This window comes from Microbispora sp. H11081, from assembly GCF_012999535.1.
Classification (GTDB): Bacteria; Actinomycetota; Actinomycetes; order Streptosporangiales; family Streptosporangiaceae; genus Microbispora.
This window is the reverse complement of record NZ_JABBWV010000004.1, coordinates 342,396-363,836: the sequence shown is the minus strand read 5'-3', so window position 1 is coordinate 363,836 and position 21,441 is coordinate 342,396. Positions and strand designations below refer to the sequence as shown.

Below are 21,441 nucleotides of genomic sequence, written 5' to 3'. Positions count from 1 at the left end.
GCCGGAATCGCTATCTTTCTAGGTATGCCGGAACAGCATGCGCCGCTGCTCGCCGACCGCTACGAGCTGCGCACCCGGATCGGCCGGGGAACGATGGGCGTCGTCTGGCGTGCGTACGACCGGTCGCTGGGCCGGGAGATCGCGGTCAAGGAGATCCGACAGGACCCCTCGCTCAACCCTCGGCAACGGCAGGAACTGCGCGAACGCATGATGCGCGAGGGCCGCATGGCGGCGCGCGTCAGCCACCCGTCCGTCGCCACCATCCACGACGTGATCGTGTCCGACGGCATCCCGTGGATCATCATGGAACTCGTCGAAGGACGCTCGCTGGAACAGGTCGTCGACGAGGAGGGGCCGTTGCCGCCGCGCCTGGTGGCGGAGATCGGCTACGACCTGCTCGGCGCGCTGCGCGCGGCCCACGCGCAGAACATTCTGCACCGCGACGTCAAGCCGGCGAACGTGCTGCTCACCGAGACGGGCAGGGTGGTGCTCACCGACTTCGGCATCGCCAAGGCCATGGGTGACAACGCGCTCACCCAGACCGGCATGGTGATCGGCTCTCCGGGCTACACCGCCCCCGAGCGGGCCCGGGGCGAGTACACCGGCGTCGAGTCCGACCTGTGGTCGCTCGGCGCGACGCTGTACTTCGCCGTCGAGGGGCGGCCGGCGTACGAACGGGCGACCGTGCGCGAGACGCTGGCCGCGCTGATGACGGAGAGCGCCGACCCGCCGACGCAGGCGGGGCCGCTGCGGCAGGTCCTCGAAGGGCTGCTGGAGAAGGACCACACCGCGCGCCTCACGCCCGAGCGCGCCGCCGCGATGCTGCGGGTGATCGCCGACACCCCCACAGGCACCGTACCCGTGATGCCTCCGGCACCCGCCGCGCCGGTCTCACCGGTCTCTCCCGTCGTGCCTGTCTCGCCTGTTTCCGCGCAGCACGGCACGGCCGACGCCGGCGAGGACGACGCCAACCGCACGATGGTCGTCGCCCGTCCCAAGGCCGAGCCACGCGTCCCGCCGCCTGTGGCAGCCGTACGGGACGACTCCGGCAACGGCGTGGAAGCCGCAGACAGGAGCAGCACCACGGTCCCCGGACGGCTCCCGCGGCCCCCCGTACCGCCCGGGGAGGGCGTCCCCGGGCCTCCGCCCAGCCTGGGCACGGACCTCTTCACCATGCGCGGCCCCGAGGGCCCGGACTCGCGGACGCAGGTCCGGGTGCTCGTGACGATGGGGGTCGTGCTCGTCGCCGTCCTCGTGCTGATCCTCCTGGGCGTGTTCTTCTTCGCCAGCTGATTCACCCTGCTGAGGAGGGCCGGCCGTTCAGACGGCGGGCATCCGGGGCAGGAACCCTGCGATCAGGGACAGACCGAAGGACTGCGACATGGACGAATTCCGCATCGAGCACGACTCCATGGGCGAGGTCCGGGTGCCCGCCCGTGCCAAGTGGCGGGCCCAGACCCAGCGGGCGGTGGAGAACTTCCCGGTGTCCGGCCGGGGGCTGGAGCCCGCCCACATCGCCGCGCTCGCCCGGATCAAGGCCGCCTGCGCGAAGGTCAACGCGGAGTACGGCGTACTCGACAAGGACCTGGCGCAGGCGATCCAGGAGGCCGCGGGCGAGGTCGCCGAGGGCAGGTGGGACGACCAGTTCCCCGTGGACGTGTTCCAGACCGGGTCGGGCACCTCGTCCAACATGAACATGAACGAGGTCGTCGCCACGCTCGCGCAGGAGCGGCTCGGGCGGCCCGTCCATCCCAACGACCACGTCAACGCCGCCCAGTCGTCCAACGACGTCTTCCCGTCCTCGATCCACGTCGCGGCGACGTACGCCGTGGTGCACGAGCTCACGCCCGCGCTGGAGCACCTGGCCACCGCGCTGGAGGAGAAGGCCACCGAGTTCGCCGACGTGGTGAAGTCGGGCCGCACCCACCTCATGGACGCCACGCCGGTCACGCTCGGCCAGGAGTTCGGCGGTTACTCCACCCAGATCGAGCTGGGCATCGAACGGATCCAGGCCGCGCTGCCGCGCCTGGCCGAGCTGCCGCTGGGCGGCACCGCCGTGGGCACCGGGGTGAACGTGCCCGGCCCCGGCTGGGCGCAGGCCGTGATCGCCGAGCTGAGCCGTACGACCGGGCTGCCGTTCACCGAGGCCCGGGACCACTTCGAGGCGCAGGGCGCGCGCGACGGGCTGGTCGAGCTGTCGGGCATGCTCAAGGTGATCGCCGTCTCGCTCAACAAGATCGCCAATGACCTGCGGTGGATGGGGTCTGGCCCTCGCGCCGGGCTTGGCGAGATCAACCTGCCCGACCTGCAGCCCGGTTCGTCGATCATGCCGGGCAAGGTCAACCCCGTCATCCCCGAAGCCGTCACGATGGTGGCCGCGCAGGTCGTGGGCAACGACGCCGCGGTGACGATGGGCGGGGCCTCGGGGTCGTTCGAGCTCAACGTGATGCTACCGGTGATGGCCCGCAATGTGCTGGAGTCGATCCGGCTGCTGGCCGGCGTGTCGCGGCTGCTCGCCGACCGGTGCGTCTCCGGGATCACCGCCAACGTGGACCGCCTGCGGGAGTACGCCGAGTCGTCACCCTCGATCGTCACCCCGCTCAACCGGTACGTGGGCTACGAGGAGGCGGCCAAGATCGCCAAACAGGCGCTGAAGGAGCGCAAGACGATCCGGGAGGTCGTCATCGAGCGCGGCCACGTGGCGAACGGCACCCTGACCGAGGAGCAGCTAGACCAAGCCCTGGACGTACTGTCCATGACCCACCCCACCCACTAACCCCCCCACACACACCACCGTGATCTTGTAGTTTGTCGCACGCACCCCGCCTGAACAGGCGATCCACCCTTCGTGATCTTGCAGCACACGGGGCCACTTCCCGCCTGACCAGCACTTTCGCGTTTCGTGATCTTGCAGTGGGCGACAGCCGTACGGGACTGCAAGATCACGAACCCCGTACGCGCAGGTCAACGCGCTTTCCACGAAATTTCTGCAAGATCACCAAAGGGATCACCGCAGGTGAACGCGGGTCTCTGCGACAAACTACAAGATCACGACGGTGGGGTGGGGCGGGGGGTGACGGTATCGCGGAGGCGGACGGCGATGCGGCGCAGCAGCGACGGGGCCTGCGGCGCAGCCCCCGCGGGCAGGACGGACACCTGCCCGCCACGACGCACCGCCAGCCCGAACAGCAGGTCCACGTCCTTCTGGTCGACCCGGAGCGCGGGCCGCCACGACCCCGGGCCGAGGCAGTCGTCCCCGCCGATCCGGCTCACCGGCACCCGCGCGACGAGCTGCCCCGCCACCCTGCCGGGTATCCCCGGCTCGACCAGCGCGGGCACGACCATGCTGCGCCCGCGTCCGTCCTTCTCCCGCAGCACCAGCTCGGCCGGCGGCCCGCCGCTCGGCGGCACGTACGGCACGGGCACGACGACGAAGACGTGCCCCTCCTGCTGGGCCACGGTGGCCCGCGACGAGACGAGCGCGATCGACTCGGGGAACGACTTCGGCTCCACGCACACGCCAAGGTCGCCGCGCTCCGACCAGCAGGGCACCACGAGGCGCCTGGGTTCCCCGGCGAGCGAGCCGGCGCAGCTCATCGGCAGGGCGGGTCGCGCCACCCGGGTGCGGCCCGCCTGGACGCCCCGCATGCGCACGTGCACCTCCCACAGCCCGGCCGGCAGCGGCCGTCCGAGGGCCGCCGCTCCGGCGTCGAGCCGGGCCTGGCCGCTCACCCACACGCGCACCTGGCCGCCGCGCGCCCGGTCGCCCAGGCCCGCCCTCCCCACCGAGCAGGTGACCGGCAGGGTGTGGACCACCCCGGTCTCCGCGTGGCGTACGCAGACCTCGATGCGGGCCCTGCGCACGGCGTCGGTCATGTCGGCGCCCTCGTCGTCGAGCAGGCCGTCGAGCAGCCCCTCGACCGCGGGGGGCGGGGCCCACAGCAGCCGGTCGTCCCGCTGCCGCAGCCACACCGGGGCGCCTCCGGCCCGCAGGATCTCCACGCTCAGGTCGAGCAGCAGCACGCCCTGGTCCCACCGCAGCTCCCGCAACTCGGCGCTGAGCCTGGTGCCCCGGGACGCCTCGGCGAGGGCGACCAGCGCGTCGAGCCGGTCCTGACGCAGCAGCGCCGTACGGGCGCGCAGGTGCGCGGGCAGGTGGACGTCGAGCGCGGAGGGGAAGCGGTCGAGGGTGAAGCGGCGCAGGAAGGAGAACAGGACCGTCCGCTCGTCGGTGCCTGCGGCGAGGAATCGCGGGCCCGCCAGCCGGCGCAGCCCGAGCGTCCGATACCAGTGGGCCTGGATGCGCTCTCGCTGCGGGCCGGGCTCGGTGTAGGCGTCCACCACGTCGAAGACGGCGTTGAGGCCGTCGAAGAGCCCCTCGGCGTCCGGCCCCTCCTCCTCCGCCGTCCCCGGGGAGACGGGGGCCAGGTGGCAGCAGATCTCGTCCGCCAGCACGGCGATCACCTTCGCGGCGAGGTACGCCCTGGTCACGAAGGCCTGCTCGGACAGCGGCCGGTCGGCGAAGCGGAGCTGGCAGGTCTCCAGGAAGTCGCGGCTGAACAGTTTGTGCGCCGTCGGCAGCGCGAGGAGATGGTCGCGCAGGACGTCGGCGCGGTCCCGGTCGCGGGCGAAGGCGGCCGCAGGCGGCCCCTGGCTCGCGAGCCTGCCGATCAGCACGTCGGCGTCGGTCTCCACCGCCCTGTCGTACATCAGCTCCAGGGCCCGCGGCTCCAGCCTGTCGTACTGGCCGAGCAGGTAGACGTACTCGCCTCGCGCCACCGACAGGCCGACGTTACGGCCACGCGCGGGCGAGCCGCTGTGGTCGAGGTGCAGGACCCGCACGTTGCCGCGCTGCTCGGCGATCGCGTCGAGCCGTCTGCGGGTCCCGTCCGTCGACCCGTCGTCCGCGAAGATGACCTCGTATTCTTCCGGCGGCAGCGACTGCTCCAGCACCGAGCGCACACTCGCGCCGAAGGCGTCGTTCGACAGCCCGGGGTTGGACACGGGCATAACCACGCTGACCTTCACACCCATGAGCCCAAGGGTGCAGTGCGACCCCCCGCCGGACGCGCGGGCTTGCCGAAAGGTCGAACAACCCTGACCAGAGTTTCGCGCGGGCCGGACCTACCCGATCAGTACCAGCCGACGCGCTGCGAGTGCCCCCAGGCGCCGCATGGCGTCTTGTAGCGGCCGGCGATGTAGCCGAGGCCCCACTTGATCTGTGTGGCGGGGTTGGTCTGCCAGTCGGAGCCCGCGCTCGCCATCTTGCTGCCGGGCAGCGACTGGGGAATCCCGTAGGCGCCGCTGTAGCGGTTCATGGCCCGCTCGTTCCAGTGGCTCTCCTTGTCCCACAGGCGCTCCAGGCAGCCCCATTCGGCGCCGGTCCAGCCGCGGGCCGCGGCCATCTCCTTGCCGACGGCCTTGTTGCTTCCGGGGTCGGGCGTGGAGCCGGGCGGGAAGTTCGCCGGGTTGAACCCGCCGCCGCCGGGGGCCTTCTCGACGATGTCGACGGGGTCGAGGCCGTTCTTCCGGTCGCGGCCCCGCTCCAGCCGGTCCTTGCGCAGCGCCTGGACGGCGTTCTCCTTGAGGATGTCGGCCTCGGGGTCGGGCGCGTTCGGGTCGAGGGCGAGGAAGCTGTCCGGTTCCAGCACCTTCTTGGGCGCGCTGTTGTTCTCGACCGAGGTGCGGACCACGTACGTCGTCCCGCCGGCGAGCGCGGCCACGGTGACGCCGAGGATGGCGACGCGTTTGACGGTCAGCCGGCCGTGGCCGGAACCGCCGCCTCCTCCCCGCCGCGACCGGGAGGCACGGGGCCGATCCTTCAACTGCTGACCAGAGCTCACGGCCTATGAGCTTGCCCTGTGTTGGGGGGTGGTCCGCAACCGATTCGTGGTAGTCGTTTGGTGACTTCTTGACCCGACCACCGATCACATGGACTTTCCCGGCATGTGTGATTTTGATCACACATGACCCGGCGTGGGGTGGCACGGGCGCCCGGCACCAGCGCGCTCCGGCCTCGTGACGGTGACGTACGAGCCGTTCCGAGGAGCATGAGAAATAGGGAATTCGTACCGTCCGCACCATAATGACCTAGTGGCAGGCATCCTCCTGGTCGAAGACGACCCCTCGGTCCGAGCCGGACTCGAACTCGCGCTCACCCGCCAGGGCCACTCGGTGACCGCGTACGCCACGGGCGAGGAGGCCCTCGAACACCTGCGCTCGCGGCGTCCCGAGATCGTGATCCTCGACGTCATGCTGCCCGGCATCGACGGCGTCGAGGTGTGCCGCCGCATCCGCAGGCTCGACCCGCTGCCCGTCATCCTGCTCACCGCCAGGGGCGACGACCTCGACGTGGTCGTGGGCCTGGAGGCCGGCGCGGACGACTACGTGGTCAAGCCCGTCGAGCCGCGGGTGCTGGACGCCCGCATCCGTGCCGTCCTGCGCCGTCTGGAGTCCGCCTCGCCCGACCGCCTCACCTTCGGCGACCTCGTGATCGACCGCGGGGCCCTCAAGGTGACGCTCGCGGGCAAGGAGGTCCACCTCACCCCCACCGAGCTGCGTCTGCTGCTCGAACTGGTCCGCCATCCCGGCCAGGTGCTCAACCGCCGCTATCTCCTGCGCGCCGTCTGGGACCACACGCACGTGGCCGACTCCCGGCTGGTCGACGCGTGCGTGCAGCGCATCCGCGCCAAAATCGAGCCGGTTCCCGCCGACCCCGTCTACATCCACACCGTGCGCGGCTTCGGGTACCGCTTCAGCCCGCCATGACCTGGGTGCCGACCGGCCTGCGGGCACGGCTCGTGATCACCTTCCTGCTGGTGGCGATCACGGCGTCCGCCATGGTCGCGGGCCTGGGATACCAGATCATCCGCCGAGGGCTCCTGGAGCGCGCGGAGCGGAGCGCGGTCGCCGACGTCCGCGACACGCTCTCCAGGCTGACGTTGCCGATCGGCGCGAGCGAGGTGGTCTGGCCGAGCGACGACACCATCACCGACGAGGACCTCGACAGGGTGGTGCGGGCGCTGGAGGCCCCCGAGCGGACGGTCATCATGACCTACGGCGACCGCCAGCGCGCCAACACCGAGGCGCAGTTCACCATGACCGACGTGCCCGACCAGCTCCGCTGGCAGGCGGCGCGGCGGCTGGTCCACCAGAGGGTGATCTTCAAGGACCGGGCCTGGCTGATCGTCGCCACGCAAATCCAGCGGGCCAACCGCGACGGCGTGCTGCGCCCGACGGGCCTCACGGCGTACGTCTTCGTGCCTTTATCGGACGAGGAGGCCGTGCTGACCCGCCTCAGGACCGCGCTCACGCAGGCCGGGGGCATCACTCTCGCCCTGGCGCTGACCCTGGCCCTGCTGTCGGCCCGGAGGGTGCTGCTGCCCGTACGGCGGCTCGGCGCGGCCGCCCGCGCGCTCGGCGCCGGGGAACTGCGCGTCCGCCTCCCCGTACGTGGCAGGGACGAGCTGGCGGAGCTGACCGCGACGTTCAACGAGACGGCGGCGGCGCTGGAGAAGACGGTGTCCGAGCTGCGGACGCTGGAGGCGACGTCACGGCGGTTCGTCGCGGACGTCTCCCACGAGCTGCGCACCCCGCTGACCGCGATGACCGCGGTCACGGACATGCTGTACGAGGACGCGGAGGGCCTGCCGGGCGACGCCAGGGAGGCCGTGCTGATCGTCGTCCGCGAGATCGACAGGCTGCGGATCCTGGTCGAGCACCTCATCGAGATCAGCAGGCACGACGCGGGCGCCGCCACGCTCCGCAGGGAGACCGTCGACGTGGGCGACGCGCTGGCCGACTGCCTGGAGGTGCGGGGCTGGGCCGACCTGGTGAAGCTCACCGTGCCCGTCGGGCTCACGTTCTCCCTGGACGCCCGGAGGTTCGATGTGATCGTGGCCAACCTCGTCGGCAACGCGATGAACCACGGCGCGCCGCCCGTCGTGGTGAGCGCCCGGGTCGCGGTCGGCGGCAGCACCCGCGGATGGCTGGAGGTGAGCGTGCGCGACCACGGAAGCGGAATCCCCGAACAGGTGCTCCCCCACATCTTCGACCGCTTCTACAAGGCGGGCACCGACCGGGCCAGGAGCGCGGGAAGCGGCCTCGGCCTGTCCATCGCCAAGGCGAACGCGGAACTGCACGGCGGCTTCATCACGGCCGAGCGGTGCGAGCCCGGCACCCTCTTCCTGCTGCGGATACCCAAGCCATGAAAGCGCCGAGACTCAGAACGGCACTGGCGGTCCTGCTCGCGGGGCTCCTCGCCGCGCCGGCGGCGGCCTGCGGCGTGGCGCCGACCGGGGTGATCGACGCGGGACCCGCGCCGGTCATCAGCGGCACCCCCACCCTCATCACGATCTACCTGGTGCGGGACGGCCACCTGCAGCCGACGCGGGTCGCGGCCAGGTCGCCGCACGTCAACGACGTGCTCGACGCGCTGTTCAAGGCCGGCGGGCGGTCGTCGAGCCAGCTGTCCACGGCGCTGTCCGGGCTCACGCTGGCCCAGGTGCAGCTCGTCAGGTACGCCCCGGACGCGGGCAGCCGCAACGACCCCGACAACGTCAGCCTGCAGGTGAGGCTGTTCGTGGCCGGCTGGAAGATCACCAGGACCGCCATGGCCCAGATCACCTGTACGGCGCGGCTGCGCCCGGAGATCTGGGCCGTGGAGATCGCCCACGCGACTCCCGACCTGAACGGGCCCCTCAAGAGCCATACCTGCCAGGAGTTCTGGGATCTGGCCCCCGAGGGGGGCCATCTCCCTCCGTGACGACGACCTCCGTGACGACGACGGTGACGGTGACGATCTCTAGAGCGTGATGTCCTCCAGCATTTCGGTCACCAGGGCGGCGATCGGCGACCGCTCGGACCTGGTCAGCGTGATGTGCGCGAACAGCGGATGGCCCTTGAGCTTCTCCACCACCGCGACGACGCCGTCGTGCCTGCCCACCCGCAGGTTGTCCCGCTGGGCGATGTCGTGGGTGAGCACGACCCGCGAGTTGGCCCCGATGCGGGACAGGACGGTCAGCAGCACGCCGCGCTCCAGCGACTGCGCCTCGTCCACGATCACGAACGCGTCGTGCAGCGAACGGCCGCGGATGTGGGTCAGCGGGAGGACCTCCAGCATGCCCCGGTCGATGACCTCCTCGATCACCTCGGGGGAGGTCACCGCGCCCAGCGTGTCGTAGACCGCCTGGGCCCACGGGCCCATCTTGTCGTTCTCCGTGCCGGGCAGGTAGCCCAGTTCCTGGCCTCCCACGGCGTACAGGGGCCGGAACACGATGATCTTGCGGTGCTGCCGGCGCTCCAGCACGGCCTCCAGGCCGGCGCACAGCGCCAGCGCGGACTTGCCGGTGCCCGCGCGGCCGCCCATCGAGACGATGCCGACGTCGGGGTCCATCAGCAGGTCGAGCGCGATGCGCTGCTCGGCCGACCGGCCGTGCAGCCCGAAGACCTCCCGGTCGCCCCGGACCAGCCGTACCGACTTGTCCGGCAGCACACGGCCGAGCGCCGAGCCGCGGCTCGACAGCAGCCGCAGGCCGGTGTGGCACGGCAGGTCGCGCGCCTCGTCGATGTCGGCGGCGCCCGACTCGAAGAGCGCGTCCATCTCCTCCGTGGTGACCTGGAGCTCCGCCATGCCGGTCCAGCCGGACTCGACCACCATGCCCGCGCGGTACTCCTCCGCGCTCAGGCCGATGGACGCGGCCTTGACCCGCATCGGCAGGTCCTTCGACACCAGCACCACATCCCTGCCCTCCACCGCCAGGTTCTGGGCCACGGTGAGAATGCGGGTGTCGTTGTCCCCCATGCGGAATCCCGCGGGGAGACAGGATGGATCACTATGGTTCAGCTCGACCCGGATGGTCCCATCGCCGATCGGCATGGGCTCATCCAGCCGTCCATGCCGCACTCTGAGGTCATCGAGGAAGCGCAGGGCCTCTCTGGCGAAGTAGCCCAGCTCAGGATGGTGGCGCTTGGCCTCCAGTTCCGTGATGACCACGATCGGGACGACGACCTCGTGCTCGGCGAAGCGGCTCATCGCCGCCGGGTCGGCGAGCAGGACGGACGTGTCCAGAACGTAGGTGCGCGATGTGGACGGGTTGCTCGAGGACACTGCCACGCGTTCTCCCCCGGGCGCCTGAGGTCGGCGCCCTGCCTTGACTGGTGGTGAACGGACCGGGCCCGGGACCTGCGAGGCCGACCGGGGCTCCGGCCCTCCTCGCATGGTGGTCGCGCAAGGACGGGCCCTCTCCCGAGGTGATGGCCGTCGATCTCCTCGACGACCGCTCAGCTACCACGGTACGTAACGAATCTCCCCAGCCCAATAGGTGTGAGCTGTTTGGAAGATGCTGGTCACAAACCGTCTCAGGAGCCGTACCGACGGTGCCGCGCGGCATAGGAGCGGAGCGCCCGCAGGAAGTCGACCCTGCGGAAGTCGGGCCAGTAGGCCTCGCAGAAGTAGAACTCGGAGTGGGCACTCTGCCAGAGCAGGAATCCGGAGAGTCGCTGTTCTCCCGAGGTCCGGATGACGAGATCCGGGTCGGGCAGGCCGCGCGTGTAGAGATGCTTGGCGATGTGCTCGACGTCGAGGACCTCCACGAGGTCCTCGATGCTCGCGCCCTTGCTGGCATGCTCCTGGAGGAGGGAGCGCACCGCATCAGCGATCTCACGCCTTCCTCCATACCCAACGGCAACGTTCACAATCAGGCCTGGACGATGCGATGTGGTTTCTTTTGCGTGTTTGAGGACACGGGCCGTGTGATCGGGCAGAAGGTCGAGCGAGCCCATGGGGTTGAGATGCCAGCCCTGGTCCACGAGATCCTGCACGAGGTTCTCTATCACCTGGAGCAGCGGCTCGAGCTCGGCCCTGTCCCTGGCGAGGTTGTCGGTGGAGAGCAGCCACAGCGTCACGTACTCGACGCCGGCCTCGCGGCACCAGGCCAGCAGCTCGGAGATCTTGTCGGCGCCCTTCTGATGGCCCCGGCTGACGTCCGGCAGCCCCATCGCCCGCGCCCACCTGCGGTTGCCGTCCACGATGACGCCGACGTGACGCGGTATCTGATCGGAGGACAGTTTCCGTTCGAGCCTGCGCTCGTACAGCTTGTACACGAGATCGCGCATGCTCATGCAACCCTCTTCCTCGCGACCGGTGGGGCTCGATCACCAATTATCGCGGGCGATGGGACGTGCCCCGCCCGCCACTCATGGCTTTCCTGGACGGGGCCGTCGTAACCCGAGTCGCGTGGTCACCGGCGCGTACGGCTCCGCCCGGCCGCCGCCCGCGCTCGAAGGACGGCGGCAGAAGGAGAGGAACCCCCGGAAAAGCCGGACGGCCCGCGCGCCGTCCGCCCGGAACGAATCCGGGACGACGGAGCGCGGGCCGCGGGCGATGACTCAGCCGAGCCGCTCGACCAGGGCGCGGTACTCGTCCCACAGTTCCTGCGGCGTGTGCTCGCCGAAGGTCTCCAGGTGGGCAGGGACCAGCGCGGCCTCCTCGCGCCACACCTCCGCGTCGACGCTGAGCAGCAACTCCAGGTCCTCGGGCGCGAGGTCGAGGCCCTCGGTGTCGAGCGAGGCGGGCAGGTTGCCGATCGCCGTGGGCACGGCGTCGGCCACGCCGTTCAGCCGGTCGACGATCCACTTGAGCACCCGGCTGTTCTCGCCGAAGCCCGGCCACACGAAGCGGCCGTTCGCGTCCTTGCGGAACCAGTTGACGTAGTAGATCTTCGGCAGCTTCTCCGCGTCGGTCATCGTGCCGATCTTGAGCCAGTGCGCGAAGTAGTCGCCCATGTTGTAGCCGCAGAACGGCAGCATCGCGAACGGGTCGCGGCGCAGTTCGCCGACCTTGCCCTCGGCGGCCGCGGTCTTCTCCGAGGCCACGTTGGCGCCCAGGAAGACGCCCTGCTGCCAGCTCAGCGACTCGGTCACCAGCGGCACGGCGGTCGCCCTGCGGCCGCCGAACAGGATGGCCGAGATCGGCACGCCCGCCGGGTCCTGCCATTCGCGGGCGATCGTCGGGCACTGCTCGGCCGGAGTGGTGAACCGGGCGTTCGGGTGGGCGGCCGGCTCCGGGGAGTCCGGCGTCCAGTCGCGGCCCTTCCAGTCGGTGAGGTGCGCCGGCGGCTCGTCGGTCAGGCCCTCCCACCAGACGTCGCCGTCGTCGGTCAGCGCGACGTTGGTGAAGATGCTGTTGCCCCACAGCGTCTCGATCGCGTTGGCGTTCGTGGACGCGCCCGTGCCGGGGGCCACGCCGAAGAAGCCGGCCTCCGGGTTGATCGCGTAGAGCCTGCCGTCGGGGCCGAAGCGCATCCAGGCGATGTCGTCGCCGATCGTCTCGACCTTCCAGCCCGGGATCGTGGGCTGGAGCATGGCGAGGTTCGTCTTTCCGCACGCCGACGGGAAGGCCGCGGCGACGTAGCGCGCCTCGCCCTGCGGCGGCGTGAGCTTGAGGATCAGCATGTGCTCGGCCAGCCAGCCCTCGTCGCGGGCCATCACGCTGGCGATGCGCAGCGCGTAGCACTTCTTGCCCAGCAGCGCGTTGCCGCCGTAGCCCGAGCCGTACGACCAGATCTCACGGGTCTCGGGGAAGTGGCTGATGTACTTGGTCTGGCTGCACGGCCACGGCACGTCGGCCTGGCCGGGCTCCAGCGGGGCGCCCACGGAGTGGACGGCCTTGACGAAGTCGCTCGGCGCGGAGTCGCCGGCCGTCGCGCCCTCCCGGGCCTCGCGCTCCGCGGCGCGCTCCTCGATGAGGCGCAGCGCCTCCTCACCCATCCTGGTCATGATCCGCATCGACACGACGACGTACGGCGAGTCGGTGATCTCGACGCCGAGCTGCGAGATGCTCCCGCCCAGGGGACCCATGCAGAACGGCACGACGTACATCGTCCGGCCGCGCATGCAGCCCTTGAACAGGGTGCCGAACGTCCGGCGCATCTCGTCGGGCGCGATCCAGTTGTTGGTGGGGCCCGCGTCCTCCTCGCGCTCGGAGCAGATGAAGGTGCGGTCCTCCACCCGGGCGACGTCGCTCGGGTCGGAGGCGGCGTAGAAGCTGTTCGGACGCTTCACCAGGCGCTTGAACGTGCCCTGCTCGACCAGCAGGTTGGTCAGGCGCGTCCACTCGGCCTCAGAGCCGTCGCACCATTCGATCCTGTCCGGCTGGGTCAGCTCCGCGATCTGGGTGACCCAGGCCGCCAGCTCGCTGTGCGTGGTAGGAGTCGGTACCTCTACTGAAATCGACACGGGGGCGGCTCCTCATTCTCTCAGGGCCAGGTCATCATGAGCGATGAATGGCCTCCGAATCCAATTGGAGTAGACCACCGTGTTTCCACTCCGTTAAATCGGCGCCATTCTCGGCTTCACGGCTCCCGACAGCGTCGCCGCAGGCAGAGGCCGTGATGTGGTGGGACGATACCCACCCTGACCCTCTTGGAAAAAATGTCCTTCTATCCCCTTACCCACCTCTCCGGAGCTACACATTGGTATAGGCCAATGCAATTGGTTTAGACCTCTGCGCGAATTGGTTCAGTCCAATCCGCCGGGCCCCTCGGCCCTGATCCGATCTACGTGCCGGAGAGCATTTCGCAGGTCAGCGAGCCAAGTGTCGGTGTGCTCGCCGACAAGCCTGACGCACCAGGCCAGCGCGTCACTGCGACTACGCGCGACACCGGCGGCCACCAGCGTGTCGAGTACCTGCCGTTCCGGCTGTCTCAACCGGGTCATCACCGGGACACTGAGAGTGGTGAACATCACCGTCGCGCCGTCCACGACGACGCCCCAGGAGACCTTGCGGCGGAAGCGGTGCTCGGCCTCTCTCGCGATGTCGATCCTGTGCTCGCGGGTCTCCTCGCGGAACCGCTCGACGTACCCCTGGACCGCCGCCGCGCGCTCCGGCGCGGGGAGTCCGTCGGCCACCGACAGCGGCGGCAGCGTGCCGAGCACGCCGATCTCCTCCCGGTCCACGACCACCTTGGGGGCCTCGGCGAACCAACCATCCGGCACCCGGCCGGCGAACCAGGCACTCAGCTCTTCTTCTGATTTCATGTAATCAACATTACATTCTCCTGGTCATGAACGCCCAGATTGACAGTAGCTACTTTTTGATAGTTACTTTCAAATCATGGCCTCTCTCACTTCTCGCTGGTGGGCGCTCGGCGCCCTCGTGCTCAGCGCCCTCGTCATCGGCATGGACGTGACGGTGCTCAACGTGGCGCTCCCGACGCTCGCGGCCGAGTTGCACGCCTCGACCGGCGACCTGCAGTGGATCGTCGACGCGTACCTGATTCCGTTCGCCGCGCTCATGCTCCCCGCGGGCGCGCTCGGCGACCGGTTCGGCCGCAGGCGCCTGCTGCTGGCCGGGCTCGCGGCCTTCGCGATCGCGTCAGTGCTCGCGACGTACGCGAGCGGCACCGGCTCCCTGATCGCGGCCCGCGCGCTGATGGGCGCGGGCGGCGCGGTGATCATGCCACTGTCGACCTCGATCCTGCCGGTGGTCTTCCCTCCGGCCGAGCGTGGGCGCGCGATCGCCGTGTGGACGGCCGCCATGGCGCTCGGCCTGCCCCTCGGGCCCGTCGTGGGCGGCTACCTGCTCGACCACTTCTGGTGGGGCTCGGTCTTCCTCGTGAACATCCCCTTGATCGTCGTCGCGGCGGTGGCGGTTGCCGCGTTCCTCCCCGAGTCGCGCGACCCCGCCGCGCCGCGGACCGACGTGCCGGGCGCGCTGCTGTCCGTGACGGGTCTGGCCGCGCTGGTGTACGGCGTGATCGAGGCTCCGGCGCGCGGGTGGGACGACCCGCGCGTGCTGACCGGTCTCTGCGCCGGGGCGGTGCTGCTGGCGGTGTTCGTCCGCGTCGAGGCCCGCACCCGGCAGCCGATGATGGACCTCGGCCTGTTCCGCGACCGGGTCTTCGTGTGGGGCGCGGCCGGTGCGACGTTCGTGAGCCTCGGCATGTCGGGCGTGCTCTTCATCGTCCCCCAGCACCTGCAGGCCGTGCTCGGGCACGACGCGCTCGGCACCGGCGTACGGGTGATCCCCATGGTGGCCGGGCTGATGGCCGGCGGCCTGGCCGGAGAGCGGCTCACGGCCCGCCTCGGGCTGCGCGTGGTGATGCCGGCGGGCCTCGTCGTGCTCGCCGCCGGGTTCTTCCTGGGCGCCGGGACCACGGTGTCGGGCGGGGCGTCCTCGCAGTACGGCTTCGTCGCGGCCTGGCTGGCCGTCCTCGGCGCGGGCGTGGGCCTCGCCATGGTCCCCGCCATGGACGGCGTGCTCGCCACGCTGCCCGAGGAGCGGTCCGGCTCGGGTTCCGCGACCCTGCAGACCGTACGCCAGGTCGGCGGCGCGCTGGGCGTCGCCGGTCTCGGCAGCATGCTCTCCGCGGCCTACGTCTCTAACCTGCCGGACGGAGCCCCGGAGGCGGCGGCGGAATCGATCACGGCCGCGGCGGTCCTGGCCGCGCGTTCGGGGGACACCGCGCTGCTGAGCGCCGCCAAGGAGGCGTTCGTGGGCGGCATGAACCTGGTCCTGCTGGTGTCCGGGGCCACGTCGGTGCTGGTCGCGGTCCTGGTGGCCGTCTTCCTGCCGGGGAGCGCCAAGGGTGGAAAGACGGCAGAATCGGGGCATGAGCTCACCCCAGCGCGCTGACCGGACCCCATCCCCCTCCGAACGCGCTGTCACGAGCCTGCGCGAGCGCAAGAAGGCCAAGACCCGCAGGATCATCCAGGAGCAGGCCCTGCGGCTGTTCGCCGAGCAGGGGTACGACGCGACGACGGTCGAGCAGATCGCGGAGGCGGCGGAGGTCTCCCCCAGCACATTCTTCCGCTACTTCCCGACCAAGGAGGACGTGGTCGTCCAGGACGACTACGACCCCCTGCTGCTGGAGATGATCAAGGTGCAGCCGGTCGGCCTGCCGCCGCTGACCGCCCTGCGCGCCGCGTTCCGCACCGCCTTCGAGTCGATGGAGGCCGACGAGCTCGACCAGGTGCTCGCCCGGACCAAGCTGTCCACCTCGGTGCCCGCCCTGCGGGCCCGCACCGTGGAGGGAATGTTCGCCACGATCGACATGCTCGCGGGCGCGGTGGCCGAGCGGGCAGGCCGCGACCCCCGCAGCCCCGCCGTGCGAACGCTCGTCGGCGCGGTCATGGGAGTCATGCTCCCGGCGCTGTTCACCTGGGTGGAGCAGGACGGCCGGACGCCGCTGCCCGCGCTGCTCGACGAGGCCTTCGGCTACCTGGAGGCCGGGCTGCCGATCTGACCGGCCTTCCTCCGCCGCCCGAGATCAGCGGACGCGGGCGGAGATCTGCGGGCTGACCCGGACGACCCCGGCGAGGTTCTTGGTGTAGACGTCCGCGATCTTCACGACGTCGCCGGTGCGCGGGGCGTGCAGCATCTTCCCGTCGCCCCAGTAGATGGCGACGTGCGAGATGTATCCAGGGTTGGTCGGATCGTTGCGCCAGAACAGCAGGTCGCCCGGCTGCGCCTGCGACAGCGGCACCTGCGGACCGGTGACCCACTGCTGGTACGTCACCCGCGGCATGCGCACGCCCGCCTGCGCGTACGCCCATTGCACGAGCCCCGAGCAGTCGAAGGTGTCAGGCCCTTCGGCGCCCCACACGTACGGACGGCCGAGCTTGCTCACCGCCGCGGTGAGCACGACCTTGAGCTGGTCCGCCGACATGAACGCGGTCTGCGGCCACACCGTCCGGCCCTTGGGCGTCACCACCACCGGGTTGATCGTGGCGACCTGGCTGCCCTTGGGCAGGATCTTCAGCAGGCTGAGGCGGAGCTTTCGGGAGTCGACCTTCGGCGCGCTCACGACCAGGGCGTTGCCCTCCGGGATGCCGAGCGCCGCCGCCGTCCCCTTCGAGACGATCGCCGCGATCGACCCCATGCCCACCGTGGCGTACGCGCCGATGCGCAGGCGCCTGCCACCGCTCTGGACCTGGGATCCGAGCTGCACGCCGCCGTCGTTGCCGAGCTCGAACGAGACCGCCATGTCTCCGGCGGCGATGTTGCGCCACAGGCCGTCGGAAGAGGCCGTCACCTTCGGCGTGTACGAGCGGAAGGTGGACGGGTCGACGCCCATCGTCGGCACCCGCTTGCCGTCCACGGAGACGTCGGCCGCGCCCGTCACCTCGGCCGCCGCGACGCCCTTGGTCTTGCGGACCTTCTCCACCACCTCGGGCGGCAGCGGCCGGTTGGCCACCACGAACAGGTGCGGGCGGATCAGCCGCCCCAGCGGAGCCACCGGCTGCTGCGTCACCGTCTGGGCGGCGGGCCCCTGCTGCGCCGGTGTGGTGGCCGCTCCGTCGCGGGCCTGCCGTACCGCGGCCACGTAGCGGTTGCCCGCGCGCCGCTCGGACAGGGACGCGACCACGTCCGGATTCCGGGAGCCGGACGTGAGCTCGCCCAGCACGAAGACGTCGGCCGTCAGCACGGTGACGAGGGAGACGGCGATGAGGGGAACCGTCCTGCGCAGGCGCCCCGGGCGCGGCAGCCGGGGCCGGTAGGCGAGGTCCTGGCGAGCCTCGGAGACGACCCTCGTGACCTTCCCGCCTAATCGGGTGGACGAACGCGCTCGGCGCTCGAGCACGGTCTCACCCCTCCCGCGGCGAATGGTCCGGTCCAGGTCGAGATTGCCGCACGGCCGGGAATACCGCAAATGATTGCGGAATTCCCGGCCGTGCGGAAACGACTAGTTGCCGACGTACGGAACGGCCTCGAGGATCTCGACGGTGTTCTGCCTGCCGTTCGGCAGCGTGTACGTCGCCTTCTCCCCGATCTTCTTGCCGTTGATCGCGGACCCGAGGGGGGAGTTCGGCGAGTAGACGTCGATCGGCGCGCCGCTCTCCTCGCGGGAGGCCAGCAGGAAGGTGACCTCCTCGTCGTCGCCGGCGAAGCGGACCGTCACGGTCATGCCCGGACCCACGATGCCCTCGGCGCGGGGAGCCTCGCCGACCCTGGCGCTGTCCAGGATCTGCCGGAGGTGGAAGATGCGGGCCTCCATCTTGCCCTGCTCGTCCTTGGCGGCGTGGTAGCCGCCGTTCTCCCGGAGGTCACCCTCTTCCCGGGCGGCTTCGATCTTCTTGGCGATATCCGTGCGACCCGGGCCCGAAAGGTACTCGTACTCCTCCTTGAGACGGTCGTACGCCTCTTGCGTCAGCCAGGTGACGTTGTCGTTCTGGGAGACGGCCACGGGCTCTCCTTGTTTCCGTAAGTGACTCGAAAGGCTGTCAAGTTAACGCCTTCGAACGCTTCCCCAAAGATTCCACTATACGAGATCGCAGTAGTCGACATGAACCGCTGTGGCCTGGGCGCTCGTCCTCAGCCGCTCGGTGAACTCGAGATCCGAACGGCCCTTGGGAATGGCCACCTCGCGGCTCCCGACCTCCATGTGCTTGGTGTCGAGCGCCTGGATCCTGCACGTCGCCGCCCGGTCGGCCGGCTTGTGCACGGTGAACGTGATCACGGCGGAATCCGTGGCGCTCGCGTCGAAGGCGATAACGTCCGCGCTCACGGACGGGTTCCCGTTGGCGCGCAGCAGGACGAAACCCCACCCGCCCGCGATGACCACCACGATCAGCGCCATCACGATGTACGGCACCAGCCTGGCCGGCCGTGCCTGGCGGGCCGGGAAGTCGTCCGGTGTGCCGAGCACCGGGCGTGTCACCCGGTCGCCGGCCTCATCGGTGGGCATCGCGGAATCTCCCTGAGGATTGTCGGTGTTGTGCGAGACGATCGTCCACACAGGTCGACCGTGCCGCGCGCGGGCCACCCGGGTCCGGAACGCACGGTCACCTAGAAGCTAACCTCTTTTCGATAGTCAGAGGACACCATGAGGAGAGCCGTGAGTGCACCGTTGAGGCTGATGGCCGTGCACGCGCACCCCGACGACGAGTCGAGCAAGGGCGCCGCCACGATGGCCCGCTACGTCGCGGAGGGCGTGGAGGTCCTCGTCGTCACGTGTACGGGTGGTGAACGCGGCTCGATCCTCAACCCCAAGATGGACCGGCCGGACATCCTGGAGAACATGGGCGAGGTGCGCCGCCAGGAGATGGAGAAGGCGCGCGAGATCCTCGGCGTGGGGCAGCGTTTCCTGGGCTTCGTCGACTCCGGGCTGCCGGAGGACGAGAACGAGCCGCTGCCCGAGGGGTGCTTCGCGCTGCAGCCGCTCGAAGTCGCCTCCGCGCCGCTGGTCGCCGCCGTCCGGGAGTTCCGGCCGCACGTGATCCTCACGTACGACGACAACGGCGGCTACCCGCACCCCGACCACATCATGACCAACCGGGTGTCGATCGAGGCGTTCGAGGCGGCGGGCGACCCCGACCGCTACCCGGGCACGGGCGAGCCGTGGCAGCCGCTGAAGCTCTACTACCACATGGGCTTCACGCGGGAGCGGTTCGAGGCGCTGCACACCGCGATGACCGAGCGCGACATGGGCTCGCCGTACGCCGACTGGATCGCCAGGTGGGAGGACCGGCCGCAGAAGTGGGACGTGACCACCAAGGTCCCGTGCGCGGACTACTTCGAGGTCCGTGACCTGGCCCTGCTCGCGCACGCCACCCAGGTGGACCCCGACGGGTTCTGGTTCGTCTGCCCCCGCGAGCTCCAGCAGGAGATCTGGCCGACCGAGGACTACCACCTCGCGCGGTCGCTCGTGGACACCACGCTGCCGGAGGACGACCTGTTCGCGGGGATCCACGCGGGGGTCACCCCTGCCTGCTCGTAAGCTGGGGGTCGTGGACGCAACCAACTACGGCCCGGGTCTTCTGGGCTTCCTCATCGTCGCCGGGATCGGCTTGGCCCTGTTCTTCCTGCTGAAGAACATGAACAAGCAGATGAAGAAGATCCAGGTGCCGCACGACGGCCGTGAGGACGAACAGAGCGGGAACGGGCCCAAGGCGTGAGCACGGCCGCCGAGGTCGCCCACAACGCCGCCGCGTCACGCTACGAGATCCTGATCGACGGCACGATCGCCGGATTCGCGCAGTATCGGATGCGGGGCGGCTCGATGGTCTTCACGCACACCGAGGTGCGCGGCGAGTTCGAGGGCCGCGGGCTGGGCGGCACCGTGGTCGGCGCGGCCCTGGACGCCGCACGGGCGGCCGGCCTGCGGGTCGTGCCGCTGTGCTCGTTCGTGGCGTGGTACATCGAGAAGAACCCGGCTTACCGCGACCTGCTGGACGACGACTACCGCGACCTCGCCGACGCGCAGGACTGACGCGCTCCCCCGGGTTTCGGTTGGGGCGGCGCGGGGCTTTGAGCCGGGCGGCGGCGGGCTTTCAGTCGGGCAGCGCGGGGCCTGAGGACCAGGCGCGCTCCAGCGCCTTCGGCAGGCCCCACCAGCCCAGCGGGGTCAGCACCTCGGCCCGGTCCACGATCCCGAGGTGCGCCCACAGCGGCGTCACCGCCGTGAACAGCATCTCCGTCGCCTCAAGGTCCTCCGGCTCGTCCGGATCCACGTCGACGTCCTCGGAGTCGGCGATGAACCGGGCGATCCGCTCGGGCGAGGCGAGCACCCCCGGGCCGTACCGCACCAGCGTGATCACCGATGCGAGCCAGTCGGCGTGGTGGATGGCGCACAGCGAGGCCAGTATCGAGTCCTCGTGGCTGAGCTCGCCCTCCATGTCGAAGAACCGGGCGGCGTCCTCCTCATCCGGCAGGTCCGAGATGGGCGCGGCGATTCCGGCGGCGACGGTCAGCCACAAATCCTGGTCGCCCTCCGGCAGGTCGCCGTCCTCCAGCCCGGCGCAGGCGCGCAGCACGTTGCCCGGGTAGCCGGGCCGGGTCAGCGTCACCCGCAGCCGCCGGGCGGCCGAGCGCAGGTCGGCCTCGGGGAAGGGCGGCTCCGGCAGGTCGTCGAGCACCCGCCGCAGCTCGCTGAGCGCGAACGCCTCCTCCTCGTCCCAGGCGGCGTACAGCTCCCGGTCCTGCTCGTCGTTGACGACGACGCCCGGCACCCGGCCGTCCGGCAGCGGGGCGCCCAGCCAGCGCTCCTGAAGCTCCTCGTAGGCGTGCCGGGCGGCGGGGTTCCCGGCGGCCAGCGCGTCCGGGTCGATCTCCCCGGCCGCCATCCGCTCCTCCAGGAACTCGACCAGCCGCTCGTACATCTCCGTGGCCACCGGCCCGCGCTCGCTCTCCTCGGGCCACAGGAAGTAGCTGCGGGTCAGCATGATCGGCTCGGTCCCGCTGGACTCCAGCCAGCGCTGCACGTCGCCGACCGTCGCGACGCCCGACTCGATGCTGGTCAGCACGGCCTTGGCCGAATCCCAGAACACGGGCGACAGCGGGTTGCCGGCCGCGAGAAGCTGCCGCCGCAGGTCGGGAAGGGCTACCAGGGCCTGCCCGGACGGCACGGCCAGCAGCACCCGCGCGACGTCGCGCCGCGTCATCACGGCCGCGGGGCGTCCCGAGTGCCTGACAGCGAAGTCCAGATCCAAGCCCACGTCCTG

General features: G+C 70.5%; 20 protein-coding genes. 10 read left to right on the top strand and 10 right to left on the bottom strand.

Translation table 11 applies throughout. The features are described 5' to 3' along the window. The first annotated feature begins 24 nt into the window (after positions 1-24). Positions 25-1,293, top strand: coding sequence for a serine/threonine-protein kinase (locus tag HHX31_RS14010; protein ID WP_169948679.1), 1,269 nt, complete (start codon positions 25-27; stop codon positions 1,291-1,293). 88 nt (positions 1,294-1,381) lie between these two features. Continuing rightward, positions 1,382-2,776 (top strand): aspartate ammonia-lyase, encoded by a 1,395-nt coding sequence (locus HHX31_RS14005; protein WP_169948678.1) that lies wholly within the window; start codon positions 1,382-1,384, stop codon positions 2,774-2,776. Positions 2,777-3,048: 272 nt separating this feature from the next. Here the strand turns inward: HHX31_RS14005 and HHX31_RS14000 are convergent, their stop codons facing one another. Beyond that, entirely contained in the window at positions 3,049-5,034 is a 1,986-nt protein-coding gene (locus tag HHX31_RS14000) for a glycosyltransferase family 2 protein (RefSeq protein ID WP_169948677.1), read from the bottom strand. A 98-nt stretch (positions 5,035-5,132) separates the two neighbouring features. Then, positions 5,133-5,843: a lytic transglycosylase domain-containing protein gene (locus HHX31_RS13995; RefSeq protein WP_169948676.1), complete on the bottom strand. Its 711-nt coding sequence runs from the start codon at positions 5,841-5,843 to the stop codon at positions 5,133-5,135. 250 nt (positions 5,844-6,093) lie between these two features. Between HHX31_RS13995 and HHX31_RS13990 the strand changes: the two genes are divergently transcribed. The 3 genes from HHX31_RS13990 to HHX31_RS13980 are packed head-to-tail and all read left to right on the top strand — an operon-like array spanning position 6,094 to position 8,764. Then, positions 6,094-6,768: a response regulator transcription factor gene (locus tag HHX31_RS13990; protein ID WP_169948675.1), complete on the top strand. Its 675-nt coding sequence runs from the start codon at positions 6,094-6,096 to the stop codon at positions 6,766-6,768. Further along, a complete protein-coding gene (locus HHX31_RS13985) occupies positions 6,765-8,210 on the top strand; it encodes a HAMP domain-containing sensor histidine kinase (RefSeq protein ID WP_169948674.1) in 1,446 nt (481 codons plus the stop codon). Before HHX31_RS13990 ends, HHX31_RS13985 begins: the two co-directional genes overlap by 4 nt. Continuing rightward, a complete protein-coding gene (locus tag HHX31_RS13980; protein ID WP_169948673.1) occupies positions 8,207-8,764 on the top strand; it encodes a hypothetical protein in 558 nt (185 codons plus the stop codon). Before HHX31_RS13985 ends, HHX31_RS13980 begins: the two co-directional genes overlap by 4 nt. Positions 8,765-8,803: 39 nt before the next feature. Here the strand turns inward: HHX31_RS13980 and HHX31_RS13975 are convergent, their stop codons facing one another. From HHX31_RS13975 to HHX31_RS13960, 4 genes are all read right to left on the bottom strand, one after another. Further along, positions 8,804-10,114, bottom strand: coding sequence for a PhoH family protein (locus tag HHX31_RS13975; RefSeq protein ID WP_169948672.1), 1,311 nt, complete (start codon positions 10,112-10,114; stop codon positions 8,804-8,806). Positions 10,115-10,359: 245 nt separating this feature from the next. Beyond that, positions 10,360-11,121, bottom strand: a complete 762-nt coding sequence (locus HHX31_RS13970) for an isoprenyl transferase (protein WP_169948671.1) — start codon at positions 11,119-11,121, stop codon at positions 10,360-10,362. A gap of 267 nt (positions 11,122-11,388) precedes the next feature. Next, on the bottom strand, positions 11,389-13,230 hold the full coding sequence (locus tag HHX31_RS13965; protein ID WP_396711020.1) for a phosphoenolpyruvate carboxykinase (GTP): 1,842 nt from the start codon (positions 13,228-13,230) through the stop codon (positions 11,389-11,391). A gap of 288 nt (positions 13,231-13,518) precedes the next feature. Beyond that, complete coding sequence (locus HHX31_RS13960; protein ID WP_169948669.1) at positions 13,519-14,037, bottom strand: hypothetical protein; 519 nt, start codon at positions 14,035-14,037, stop codon at positions 13,519-13,521. A 76-nt stretch (positions 14,038-14,113) separates the two neighbouring features. Between HHX31_RS13960 and HHX31_RS13955 the strand changes: the two genes are divergently transcribed. Together HHX31_RS13955 and HHX31_RS13950 are read left to right on the top strand one after the other, a co-directional pair. After that, positions 14,114-15,634, top strand: coding sequence for a DHA2 family efflux MFS transporter permease subunit (locus tag HHX31_RS13955; RefSeq protein ID WP_169948668.1), 1,521 nt, complete (start codon positions 14,114-14,116; stop codon positions 15,632-15,634). Then, the gene (locus tag HHX31_RS13950; protein ID WP_169948667.1) at positions 15,612-16,244 is read left to right on the top strand and encodes a TetR family transcriptional regulator; all 633 of its coding nucleotides are present in this window, start codon (positions 15,612-15,614) and stop codon (positions 16,242-16,244) included. The genes HHX31_RS13955 and HHX31_RS13950 overlap by 23 nt, the downstream gene beginning before the upstream one ends. Positions 16,245-16,268: 24 nt before the next feature. Here the strand turns inward: HHX31_RS13950 and HHX31_RS13945 are convergent, their stop codons facing one another. The 3 genes from HHX31_RS13945 to HHX31_RS13935 form a co-directional block, all read right to left on the bottom strand. Further along, complete coding sequence (locus tag HHX31_RS13945) at positions 16,269-17,582, bottom strand: NlpC/P60 family protein (RefSeq protein ID WP_311931778.1); 1,314 nt, start codon at positions 17,580-17,582, stop codon at positions 16,269-16,271. Positions 17,583-17,684: 102 nt separating this feature from the next. Beyond that, positions 17,685-18,185, bottom strand: coding sequence for a transcription elongation factor GreA (gene greA, locus HHX31_RS13940; protein WP_169948666.1), 501 nt, complete (start codon positions 18,183-18,185; stop codon positions 17,685-17,687). Between the two features lie 75 nt (positions 18,186-18,260). Then, positions 18,261-18,686 carry a DUF4307 domain-containing protein gene (locus HHX31_RS13935; protein ID WP_169948665.1) on the bottom strand — a complete coding sequence of 142 codons (426 nt, stop codon included), beginning with the start codon at positions 18,684-18,686 and terminating at the stop codon, positions 18,261-18,263. 150 nt (positions 18,687-18,836) lie between these two features. On the opposite strand from HHX31_RS13935, the gene mca reads away from it, so the two are divergent. Genes mca through HHX31_RS13920 form a run of 3 tightly spaced genes read left to right on the top strand, consistent with a single transcriptional unit; the run spans position 18,837 to position 20,210 of the window. Continuing rightward, on the top strand, positions 18,837-19,718 hold the full coding sequence (mca, locus tag HHX31_RS13930) for a mycothiol conjugate amidase Mca (protein ID WP_311931777.1): 882 nt from the start codon (positions 18,837-18,839) through the stop codon (positions 19,716-19,718). Positions 19,719-19,728: 10 nt separating this feature from the next. After that, on the top strand, positions 19,729-19,896 hold the full coding sequence (locus HHX31_RS13925; protein ID WP_211589661.1) for a hypothetical protein: 168 nt from the start codon (positions 19,729-19,731) through the stop codon (positions 19,894-19,896). Then, positions 19,893-20,210, top strand: a complete 318-nt coding sequence (locus HHX31_RS13920; protein WP_169948664.1) for a GNAT family N-acetyltransferase — start codon at positions 19,893-19,895, stop codon at positions 20,208-20,210. Before HHX31_RS13925 ends, HHX31_RS13920 begins: the two co-directional genes overlap by 4 nt. A gap of 61 nt (positions 20,211-20,271) precedes the next feature. On the opposite strand, the gene HHX31_RS13915 is transcribed toward HHX31_RS13920, so the two are convergent. Further along, positions 20,272-21,435, bottom strand: coding sequence for a hypothetical protein (locus HHX31_RS13915; RefSeq protein ID WP_311931776.1), 1,164 nt, complete (start codon positions 21,433-21,435; stop codon positions 20,272-20,274). Between the last annotated feature and the right edge of the window lie 6 nt (positions 21,436-21,441).

Bases quoted from the DNA above. Each gene is read 5' to 3' on its own strand.
- HHX31_RS14010 (WP_169948679.1), top strand. From the start codon at position 25: ATGCCGGAACAGCATGCGCCGCTGCTCGCCGACCGCTACGAGCTGCGC.
- HHX31_RS14005 (WP_169948678.1), top strand. From the start codon at position 1,382: ATGGACGAATTCCGCATCGAGCACGACTCCATGGGCGAGGTCCGGGTG.
- HHX31_RS14000 (WP_169948677.1), bottom strand. From the start codon at position 5,034: ATGGGTGTGAAGGTCAGCGTGGTTATGCCCGTGTCCAACCCCGGGCTG.
- HHX31_RS13985 (WP_169948674.1), top strand. From the start codon at position 6,765: ATGACCTGGGTGCCGACCGGCCTGCGGGCACGGCTCGTGATCACCTTC.
- HHX31_RS13980 (WP_169948673.1), top strand. From the start codon at position 8,207: ATGAAAGCGCCGAGACTCAGAACGGCACTGGCGGTCCTGCTCGCGGGG.
- HHX31_RS13970 (WP_169948671.1), bottom strand. From the start codon at position 11,121: ATGAGCATGCGCGATCTCGTGTACAAGCTGTACGAGCGCAGGCTCGAA.
- HHX31_RS13960 (WP_169948669.1), bottom strand. From the start codon at position 14,037: ATGAAATCAGAAGAAGAGCTGAGTGCCTGGTTCGCCGGCCGGGTGCCG.
- HHX31_RS13955 (WP_169948668.1), top strand. From the start codon at position 14,114: ATGGCCTCTCTCACTTCTCGCTGGTGGGCGCTCGGCGCCCTCGTGCTC.
- HHX31_RS13950 (WP_169948667.1), top strand. From the start codon at position 15,612: ATGAGCTCACCCCAGCGCGCTGACCGGACCCCATCCCCCTCCGAACGC.
- HHX31_RS13935 (WP_169948665.1), bottom strand. From the start codon at position 18,686: ATGCCCACCGATGAGGCCGGCGACCGGGTGACACGCCCGGTGCTCGGC.